A 10,412-nucleotide genomic window follows, 5' to 3' on the forward strand; every position below is an offset into this window, starting at 1 on the left:
GACAAGAACCGCGTCGTTCCAATATGGTGTCCGGGCTGCGGTGACTTTGGGGTTCTGCAGTCGCTCACCCGCGCGCTTCAAGAACTTGGCCGCAAGCCTCGCGATACAGTCATCGTCAGCGGCATCGGCTGCAGCGGTCGCCTGCCTTACTTCCTCGATGCCTATGGTTTCCATACGCTGCACGGGAGGGCGCTTCCTGTCGCGCTCGGTGTCAAGATGGCCAATCCCGACCTTACGGTGATCGTGGTAGGCGGAGACGGCGACGGCTTCGGCATCGGAGGAGGTCACGTTCCTCACATTGCCAGACGCAATGTCGATATCACCTACCTGATACTGGACAATGGTGTCTATGCGCTAACCAAAGGCCATTCTTCGCCAACGACATCGATCGGTCAGAGGACTCCCTCGGCACGGACTGGAGAATCCTCCCGACCGCTCGACATCGTGGGAATGCTGCTCGCCTATCGGACCTCATTTGTCGGAAGCGGCTGGTCGGGCGACCGTCCCCAATTGACCGGGCTCATCCGCGAAGCCATCGAGCATCCGGGGTTTGCAGCACTTCACATCTACTCGCCTTGTCCTACTTACAACGAGGATTTGACCTTCGACACTATCCGCGAATCGTCCCGACCCTTGCCTGATGACCACGACCGATATTCCCTCGCGGCGGCAATGGCTGCGCATTATGAAGCAGACACTCCGCTAACCGGGATTATCTATCAGGAATCCGGATCTGCCCCGATGCTGCCATCCGCTGCCAACGGTGATGCAGAAGCCCGTCTAATGTCCATCGTCAACCGCTATGCCTGAACAAACGACCAACAGCCCGATACTAAAGGAATTGGGATCGCTCAAGTGGACTGTCGTCATCCTCTTCGGAATGATAGTCATCATGGCTTACGCGACTTACGTTGAGTCGCAGGAATCGCACGAAGCCGCGCTTGCCAAGGGCTTCCATTCCCTCCCGATGGACTTCCTCATCGCAGCCTTGGCGGTCAACCTGATCGCTTGCACCCTCTCGCGTGCGCCTTACCGGCCGCATCAATATCCCTGGCTGGTGACCCATCTTGGAATCATCCTCACGATGGTCGGCGCGATAGTTTCGCACCGGACTGCCGTCGATGGCCAGATCATCCTTCGTAAGGGGACGCCAGCCACCGCGGCAACGCTCTTAATCGATTCGCCGCAGCCCATTGTGATGCCGCTCGACTTCCGCCTCGAACTCGACCGTTTCGAAGCAAAGTTCTACCCCGGCACCGGCAAGGCGTCCGATTACGTCAGTTACGTGCGGTTCTATGACGAAACCAAGGGCATTGCCGACACCTTGACCATCCGGGTTAATCATCCATTGGTGCACCGAGGTTGGAACATCTCGCAGTCCTCCTTCTTCCCGGGCGACTCGACGGCTACCATATTGAGCGCCAACAAGGATCCGGGCACACCGGTCAGTTATGCCGGGTTCCTAACTGTCTTCCTGGGACTATGCGGACTCTTCTTTCTGAAACCCTGGCTCAAGAAGAAGTTTCCCCCGCCGCCTAAGGCGAAGGTTGTGAATGCACAAAGTGAGCCTATATTATCTAAGGAAACAGTCTAATAAAGAGGGAGTCCGTAATGAACCGTCGCACGAGCCACTTCTTCGTTGCGTTATTATTCGCTGTTCTCGTCGTGCCCGGCCTCCGGGCGGATGATTTCGAAGTGCCTGGTGACTTTGATACCATCCAGGAGGCGATCGAGGGTGTGGAAGACGGCGATGTCATTCTTGTAGCCGATGGTCGCTACCGCGAGAATATCGACTTCGGAGGAAAATCTATCACCCTGATTGGGGCTGCGGTCTGGCAAGGCGAGGGAGTGACGATCATAGACGGTGGTGAAGAAGGGCCTTGCGTTCGCTTCATCAGCGGCGAAACGGATGCCTATCTTCTTGGCTTTACGCTCGAAAATGGCGCTGCCACCGGAGATGGTTATGGCGGCGGTATTCTGATAGAACGTTCATCTCCCACTATCGGTCGCTGCATTATTCGCAACAGCCGCGCAACCCAGGGCGGGGGAGGCATCTCGATTTCATTTGAAGAGGCTAACCCCTACATTGGCCATTGCAGTATCTATAGGAATGTCGCCACCGAGGGCGGTGGGGGTGGTATTTCGATATATCAAGCTTCGGCGAGGATCGTCAACTGCACCATAGTCGGCAACGAGGGACAGCAGGGCGGAGGTGGGTTGTTCGCACCCTTTACCGAGGGTGTTCGCATTGTCAACAACATCGTCGCCTTTAATCAGGGCGGCGGTATTGCCGGCTGGAACACCAACAACGCCACTGTCGCATACAACGACGTCTTCAACAACAACGGACCCGATTACGGCAACATCCAGCCGGGGGAAGGATCGATCTCGTCGAATCCCCTCTTCGTCGGATTGGATACTGCCGATTTCCACTTGACTGCCAACTCGCCCTGCCTCGATTCAGGCGATCCTGAATCACCGCTTGACAACGACAGTTCCCGCGCCGATATCGGCGCCTACTACTTCCATCAGCGCGACCTAATTTCCGTGCGGGAAATCGAATTCGGCACTCGACGCTTTGGTCAAGCTGACTGCGTGTACTTCCAGCCGCGCAATTTGGGCGGCACGCCGCTTGAAATCTACAGCATCGTCATGGCAGGCGCAGAGGATTTTAGTTCCACCCTGCCATTGGGCGAGTTCGAGGAACCCCTTGTCCTCGATGCAGGGCTGGGGATCCATTCGTATGTTCATTTCGATCCCTTGATCGAATCGGAGGGCGCCGTCGAAGCGACCCTCACCATAGTTTCTAACGACATCGACGAGCCTGAGCGGGTCATTCGGATCACCGGCTCGGTCGAGGGAGATGGAGTGGTCGAACGGCAACCTGCTCCGCAGTCGAATGGACTATTGCTGGCTTGCCCCAACCCGTTCAATGACGCGGTCCTGCTATCATTTGAGATCGACCGGCAAAGTAAGGTGCGACTCGCGGTCGTTGACTTGTCCGGGCGGGAGATTGCCGTGCTGGCGAACGGAACCTATACGCCGGGGCTTCACTCGTATCACTGGACGCCAAGCAGCGCCTCGCCCGGGCTCTATTTCGCCCGCCTGAGGGTCGGGGAGACGGAATCATGGGCGAGACTTGTTCTTCTGAGATAATCGCCTGATATGGCTTCATGCCAGGATGCACTGTGCGCGATACGCTCTCATAAAGTGCTTCCTCTCTTGCATGAGACCCTCACTTTTCGGACGTGAATGACAACAGATAAACTCTTAGTCCTACTTGCGCTTTACCTCGTCCCGGCAACCTCCCTTATCGCCGCCGAGGTCCCATCCGAACTGCGCTCTCTGCCCGTTCAGTCGCACGGGCGGGTGATGCCTTTCGAGTCGTTTGCCCGCGAGCAGATACTTTCGGTTACCGGCAAACTAAAGATGAAGGGCGAGAACCCGACCGAGTCGGTAATGAATTGGATAGCGCACTCCGAGCATGGCTTCGATCTTGCCCTTTTCGACGTCGGCTTCGAGCCGCTCAAGAAGGAGGTTGGCCTTGACTTGAAGAAGCGTTTCTTCAACCTTGACGACCTCTTCTCTCAGCGCAAGATCATGCAACTCGGCGCCGCATCGGCTCAGATCAAGCAAGCCGAAGGCAAGCCTACCCGGGTGCAGTCCGAAGCCGAGAAACTGCTTGGCAAGATGGGCTCGCACTATGCCCTGATCACCAATCAGACGCCGGCATTCATACCCATCGCCGGGAATCCCGACGGCGAATGGCTTGGTCTCGACAAGGGCGAGCAGTTCAAGGATGACACAGTTGCAATAGGCATTGCTGCTGGGATCGAAGCGCTCAAGATGGCTTACAGAGAAGGCAACAACTCTCAGGTGAAGACGCTGGCTGCTGAACTGGGCCGACTTGTCAGATTGCGGTGGAATCCCGGCCCGGAGCGACTGTCGCAGTTCGATGCCGAAGTCACATACAATAGGTACCGACCGGTTCAGACCGGCCGAACCCTATACCTCATAAGTTTGCTCCTGTTGCTGGGAGCACTGATTGGGTGGGCGAAGCCTCTGCGAAAAGTGGCAACAATCGCCCTGGCGACTGGCTTTGCTGTTCATATCGCCGGACTCGTAATCCGGTCTTATATCGGAGGGCGGGCGCCCTGGTCGAATTTTTACGAGTCGCTGGTAACGATCACCGCCGTCCTGGTATTGATGGGGTTACTCTTCACCATCGGCAGTAAACTGCGCTACATCATTCTCGGTATAGTCGCCTTCGGCGGGTTCTTCTCGCTCTCGATTGCTGACAACGCAGGGCTCTCGCCAATGGTCGATACCCTCGTTCCGGCGCTGCAATCCTACTGGCTTAGCATCCACGTCATTGTGATCCTCTCCGGATACGCGGCAGCCGCGCTGGCGATGCTCCTGGGGCACGCCGCACTTGGCCTCGAGACGTTCAAGCCTGATGACAGGAGCCTCTTCATCGCGACGACAAATGCTATCTATCGTGCAGTGCAAATGGCGATGTTGCTCCTCTTCGCCGGAACTATCCTCGGCGGCGTCTGGGCGCATGAAGCGTGGGGTAGGTATTGGGGGTGGGATCCCAAGGAGACTTGGGCGCTCATATCGTGGTTTGGCTACCTTGGTGTGGCTCATGCCCGATTTGCCGGGTGGCTTAATCCGCGAGGTGTAGCGCTGGCGGCGATCGGCGTCTTCCCGCTGATCCTGATGACCTATTATGGCGTCAACTACTTGCTCTCCGGGCTGCATTCCTATGCTGGAGGCGAGTCGGCGACGATTCCTCCGCTCTTGATTGGCTTTCTCATCTTCGAGGCCATTGTTGTAGCGGTGGGAGCCAAGGGTTGGCACTCGCATGAGCGCGCTTCCATAAAGGTCGAGGGTGCCAAGGCTAACTGACCACCCGATTCTAAATCCAAAAATCTAAAGTCCAAAATAGATGAGGGTTATACTCGATCCACAGGCTGGCACTTGCGGTGGTGTCCGGCGAGCCATTCAACTGGCGGAAGAGGAACTCACTCGCACGGCGGGGAGCGTTTTCGTCCTCGGTGACATCATCCATAATGAACGTGAAGTTGAGCGGCTCGACAACGCCGGACTTAGGACTATCCGCAAGGAAGATCTTGACGACCTGGCGCAACTCGATGCCGGAATACCCGCCGGCAAGCGGGTCATCGTCCGGGCGCATGGCGAGCCGCCTGAAACTTTCAAGAGATTGAACCAACTTGGCGTTGAGGTGGTCGATGGCACCTGTCCGGTGGTTACGCGCTCACAAGACCTGGCACGTCAATACCAGCAACAGGGGTATCAAGTCGCGATTGTAGGCAAGCATGGCCACCCGGAAATGATCGGCATTGTCGGTCATACCGAAGGTGAAGCTGTGGTCGTCCAGCACGATGAGGATATCAAGGCGCTCCAGCCCGGCGTCTCTACGATGGTGATGGCACAAACTACGATTTCGCCGGCTTGGTTCGACGAAATGACAGCCAAGATCCGCACCCACGTTGGTGATGTTCATGTAAAGGACACTCTCTGCCGTTTCGTCGTTCGCCGCGACCAGAAATTGCCACAGTTCGCCACTCAGGCCGACGTTATCCTTGTCGTTGGCGGGCATCGATCATCCAACACTAAGATGCTTCACGCCACCTGCCAGGCGATCAATCCGCGTTCTTTCCACGTCGTTACGACCGACGAGATCGACGCCCGGTGGTTCGATGGAGCGGAAACGGTCGGCGTGACCGGATCCGCCTCAACGCCACTCTGGCTCCTGCACGAATTCGTCGACACTCTGGAGAAGTGGATCGTCGAAGGCTGGCCGATGGTGAGGATTGGGGAACTGGCTGAAGTGTAGTGTCTCTGGAGACGAGACTTCGGTTAGTGGAAGTTTTGTAGATGGGCAGGGCGCTTTTCAAGCGCAGAGTCAGTACTGTGCTAACCGTATTGCGGGGACTGCGGTCAGTGGGTCTATATTGAATTGATGTCCTCCCACCGCTCCATCCTCATCATGGCTGCGCTCGCAGCCATAGCCACTGCCTTGGCCTGGCGCAAGGGCGGCAGCGTTGTTGCATGGCAGGGTCTGGCAGAAGGCGGAAGCCTCTTCGTCAGAATCCTGCCCAATCTGCTTTTCGGGTTCATACTGGCGGGGATGATGCAGGTCCTCGTGCCCAAAGAATTGGTTACGAGGTGGTTAGGGGAGGGAAGTGGCTTGACCGGACTTGCGGCAGGGACGTTGCTTGGTGCCATTACTCCGGGTGGACCATTCTCGCAGTTTCCGCTTGTTGCTGCAATGTGGAAAATGGGCGCTACCCCCGGACCGCTCGCGGCCTATCTTACTTCCTGGGCACTACTTGGAATCAACCGCGTTATCGTCTATGAGTATCCCTTCATGGGCGCAGCATTCACCACAATTCACCTCGCCGTTTGCCTCCTGGCGCCGCCGCTCATCGGATTGACCGTAGGGCTCCTCTTCAAGCAATTTGTGACCAATCCCTGAAAGGCAATCCTGTATTGTTGATGAGGATTTATCTTGCAACACCCCTTGATTGTGGGGGGATATAGAGAGGATGAGTAGCGAGCCGGTATCACCCTTCCTACAGAATGTAGTTCCCCCCCCGGCCTAATACCCCTACAACTTATACCCATAGATTAATCTCACCGCGCGGTCATCCTGATCGACGAATGAACTTCGATCCTTATTGTGGTCCTTGCGACCGCTCCAGTATTCGATGAAGCCGTCGTCTCCGTGCAGTGCTTGATAAAGGGATATTGTAACGCTGTGCTTCAGGTTAGGCGTCCAATCTCCCCACAGCGAAAATTCCGTGCGGCTGAAATTCACTTTGGCTTGCCGCGGTGTCGAATCGAAGAGCAGCGGATCCGTAGGCTGAGGCACGGAACTTTTGACAGCACCATCCGCCAATGACATCCCGACCGACCCATTCAGCCAGACTTGATTCGGTATAAGTGAGTAGCGACCCATCAGATTGAAATTGGTGTAGTCCGTGGCGGTGGTACCTTTGCTCGCCGTCTGACTTGTAATCGCGCCGCTCAGACGCCATTCCCAAAGTTGCTGCAAGCGCGAGACGAGGTTCAGACTGATGGTCGAAAGGTCCGTGTCCATCGCCGGATTCAACTTATCGTCCGTAACGGCAGTGTTGAATCCCAGACTGGCCAAATGATCCCACCCGAAATAGCGGAAGGACTGGTCGGCCGAGACATTGAAACTGTTCTGGACGTTGTCTACCCGGGTATCGGTTGAGTCAGTGCGACCATCATCAAGCGTTACATATTGTTTTTTTCCATCATTCTTGCGATCGTAAGTCCGGAAACCGAGATTCACATTCGGGTAGGCGGGGGGCGAATAGACCGACAATGCCGCTCGGATTATGTTGCGATCGGTCGTCGTTGTAGCGCGCCCATTAACATTGTCGGCATAGGTTTCGTAGCCAATTGTCAAATAGAGGCGGTTATTTAGAAGCCGGATCCGATCCTGGATTGAAAGCCCTGCAACATCAGTCAGCACCGTCGGACTTCCGAATGACCGAAACGAGCGCCCAATCGTCTTGTAGCCAACCTTGAATTCGTTGTCATAGAGATTGAGCATGAGATCGGTGCGATGAGCCATCGACGATTTGATGAGTTCCGACCATAACTTGCCGGCTAACTCGACAGGTTCGACACCTCCAGCGATGATCGAGGTGTCGGTCGGAAGTGGATCGAAGTGCTGATTGACGACGATCAGGTCTTCGATCTGTTTGGCATCCTTCATAGCCCCGCCGGAGATGTCATTATTCACCATACTGACGGCGGTCTCACTGGTAAGGCGAAACTTCCGGTTGCGCGTCAGATACTCGATGTCTGCACCAAAGACGAGATTATCCTTGGGGGCTCGCCCGTATGCTATCGAACTAACCTGATCCCTGGCCTTCAGCACATTGATCGAGAGCGTCAGATTGTCAGAAATGGGAAACCCCGGTCGTATAGCAGTCAATTGCCTCCCATATGTGCCATAGGAGAAACGTTGCCGGATTATGGTGGAGTCCCGCGTTGGATCAACTTGTGACTTCAGCGTATCACTTCCGACTACGACGACCGTCGTGTCGAACCAGGTGTGTCCCTCGACGTCCCGGCGCAATTCACCAGTCGCAAAGTCGAGATTGAACGCCATGCTGCGCAGATTCAATTCGACGCCTCGGGCCCGAACGCCCCAAAGAGTAAATTCAGAGAACCTTGGCTGTGCGTCGCCACCGGTCACGCGGAATGCGCCGTATTTTAGGGTGCTAACAAAACGGTTCTGAGGTTGCTGATTACCACGCTCCATGCTGCTTAGATAGGCTCGGCCGGCCCACTCCAGTCCCCCCTGTCGTCCATTGAACTTGGCATCGAGATACGATATCCGCCGGACGTTCTCGCTCACTTCTTCATACGCCCACCCGCCCGATACCCCGCCTGCAACCATCCCGGCGCTGGCTGGAGGCAGCCCTGCCTGCGGTCCGACAAAACTCCACTCCAACAACTTCTCACGCTGCCTGCCGGAAACCGAGTAGAGCGTAACCGTGTGAACACCGGGCCGGACCGTGGCTAATGGCAGAACTACCAATTCAGATGTAATGCGAGCCGACGAGGTTCGATCGGTTCCGTCATAGTAGATGCGAATAGACGAGGAGTCGATCTGACGAATCGGTTGAAGTATCGAGACTGCAACCAGAACCTGTTTGGGAGGGACGGATTCACCCGGGTTGGGGGAGAGGATCACGAGCGCGTCGCTCGCCGAGACGACAGTCTCGCCGGGCCTGCGCACGGAAAGGCGGTAAGGATCGGACGAAAGTGGTGCGCCTTCAGGTGCTGTCAAGACTGCGCCGTCGGTCAGTTCAACCTGCAGGTAATATTCGATTTCATTGCGAACGGTTGCGCCAGCCGGAATGTCGCCATAGATTCGAAACCGCTCCATTCGCATCTCGACATAGGCAAATGCATCGCGATCCGAAGCCCGGTAATAGATGCGCGCCTCTGAAGGCAGTGAACCTGCCTCTTCGATGGAGGCTTCGATGGCGACCGTCTGTCCACTGATAGCGCCTCCAGGCTGAATATGCACAATGCGCCCGGCTTGAGCATTGCCGAGAGCGGCAAGCAAGACGAGCGCAATGGATATGGCTCCTAATCTGAACCTCAATTCGACCTCCCTAATAACAGATGCACCGCCGTGCGCTCTCTGTGAACCGAACGATCGTAACAGTGCCGTTTGGCACGTTTTCCGCGTGTATATGCCGGCTGCCTGGATTATCTCAGGCAGCCGGCTATACACAAGATTACTCGCCTTCCTGATACCGGATAATGATGCGCCGGGTGCGTCCGTCAGGATCCTGAATCTCTATCTCGATGTCGCTTGGCGGAGCCATTCCCGGATCCGGGTCACCCCGCTGTTGATCCGGTGGAACATTTTGCACATCCACACCGCCCTGACGATTTGCTTCGCCCCGCTGTCCGGGTCGAACCTCAACGATCCTGCCCGATTGGGTATTCAACAGTTCGACCAGTCCTTCAAGAGTAACCACCTGGGTCGTTCCGTCATCGAAGACGATGACCCAGAACTCCGTCCCTTTAACTGACGCCACCGATGTCGGAGTCGCGATTTGTAGAGCGCCGCGCTGTTGACTCACCTTTGCAAAGACCTGTCCTACCTCCATCGACACCCGTTTTGCGATATTGGCCTGGTCATCACGCTTGCCTTCAACAGTCACCTCGGTGTTGGCGGTCAGTTTGATCTGGCTCTTATCATCGGTGAAGATTATCGTGGCAAATCCGTCAGCACCTGTGCGGACCCAGTCGCCATCGTCGAGCGGGGTACCGAACTTGAGCGGTATCTGGCGGTCGGTGCCTGCTTTCTTCAACTGGACATTGCCATTGACCTTCAAGGTCAAGGCAATCGACTTGTCGCCATCGGCAAACAGGTTGCCATTAGCCAGTAATACCCAAAGGCCAACAAGGGTCACCTTGGTGAGGAGCGCACTTCTGATTCTGTTCAGCATGTTTATAAAATACTTGGGCATTGTCGCCTCGTTTTACTGAACGGTGACCGAAACGACACGCCGATTTTGAGCCAGAAGAAACCGGGCCAATTCGGCTGGCGACATGTCGCTTCCGGCGGCTCGAATACGGTTCAGGTTCCAGCCTCGCAGTGAAGGAAACTGTCCGATGATCATCTGATACTGTTCCTCAGTCAACATCTGCCGGAGCAGAGTGAATACGGGACTATCCGCTGGCGGTGCACCGCCTTCCTCTTCGCCGGCACCGCCAAGGATTCCTCCACCACCGCCACCGCCACCTCCACCACCTCCACCGCCGCCGCCGCCGCCACCACCACCGCCACCGCCTCCACCACCTCCGAATCCGGCGCCACCGCCGCC

At 56.2% G+C, this 10,412-nt stretch carries 8 protein-coding genes and 1 pseudogene; 7 read left to right on the forward strand and 2 right to left on the reverse strand.

Going from position 1 to position 10,412, the window contains the following annotated elements; translation table 11 throughout:
- The 6 genes from FJY67_09540 to FJY67_09565 form a co-directional block, all read left to right on the forward strand.
- Positions 1–810, forward strand: an 810-nt coding sequence (locus FJY67_09540) for a 2-oxoacid:ferredoxin oxidoreductase subunit beta (protein ID MBM3329695.1), incomplete at its 5' end; no start/stop codon positions are given.
- A complete protein-coding gene (locus tag FJY67_09545) occupies positions 803–1,594 on the forward strand; it encodes a cytochrome c biogenesis protein ResB (protein MBM3329696.1) in 792 nt (263 codons plus the stop codon). The genes FJY67_09540 and FJY67_09545, both read left to right, overlap by 8 nt.
- 17 nt (positions 1,595–1,611) lie before the next feature.
- A complete protein-coding gene (locus tag FJY67_09550) occupies positions 1,612–3,156 on the forward strand; it encodes a hypothetical protein (protein MBM3329697.1) in 1,545 nt (514 codons plus the stop codon).
- Between the two features lie 96 nt (positions 3,157–3,252).
- The gene (locus FJY67_09555) at positions 3,253–4,908 is read left to right on the forward strand and encodes a hypothetical protein (protein ID MBM3329698.1); all 1,656 of its coding nucleotides are present in this window, start codon (positions 3,253–3,255) and stop codon (positions 4,906–4,908) included.
- 40 nt (positions 4,909–4,948) lie between these two features.
- Positions 4,949–5,860, forward strand: coding sequence for a 4-hydroxy-3-methylbut-2-enyl diphosphate reductase (locus tag FJY67_09560; protein MBM3329699.1), 912 nt, complete (start codon positions 4,949–4,951; stop codon positions 5,858–5,860).
- Positions 5,861–5,986: 126 nt separating this feature from the next.
- Positions 5,987–6,502: a hypothetical protein gene (locus FJY67_09565; protein MBM3329700.1), complete on the forward strand. Its 516-nt coding sequence runs from the start codon at positions 5,987–5,989 to the stop codon at positions 6,500–6,502.
- A 132-nt stretch (positions 6,503–6,634) separates the two neighbouring features.
- Here the strand turns inward: FJY67_09565 and FJY67_09570 are convergent, their stop codons facing one another.
- Positions 6,635–9,178, reverse strand: coding sequence for a hypothetical protein (locus FJY67_09570; protein MBM3329701.1), 2,544 nt, complete (start codon positions 9,176–9,178; stop codon positions 6,635–6,637).
- Between the two features lie 136 nt (positions 9,179–9,314).
- Entirely contained in the window at positions 9,315–10,055 is a 741-nt protein-coding gene (locus FJY67_09575) for a FecR domain-containing protein (GenBank protein ID MBM3329702.1), read from the reverse strand.
- Positions 10,056–10,290: 235 nt separating this feature from the next.
- On the opposite strand from FJY67_09575, the pseudogene FJY67_09580 reads away from it, so the two are divergent.
- Positions 10,291–10,412: pseudogene (locus FJY67_09580) on the forward strand (DUF2497 domain-containing protein).

It is taken from the genome of Calditrichota bacterium (assembly GCA_016867835.1).
Taxonomy (GTDB): Bacteria; Electryoneota; AABM5-125-24; order Hatepunaeales; family Hatepunaeaceae; genus VGIQ01.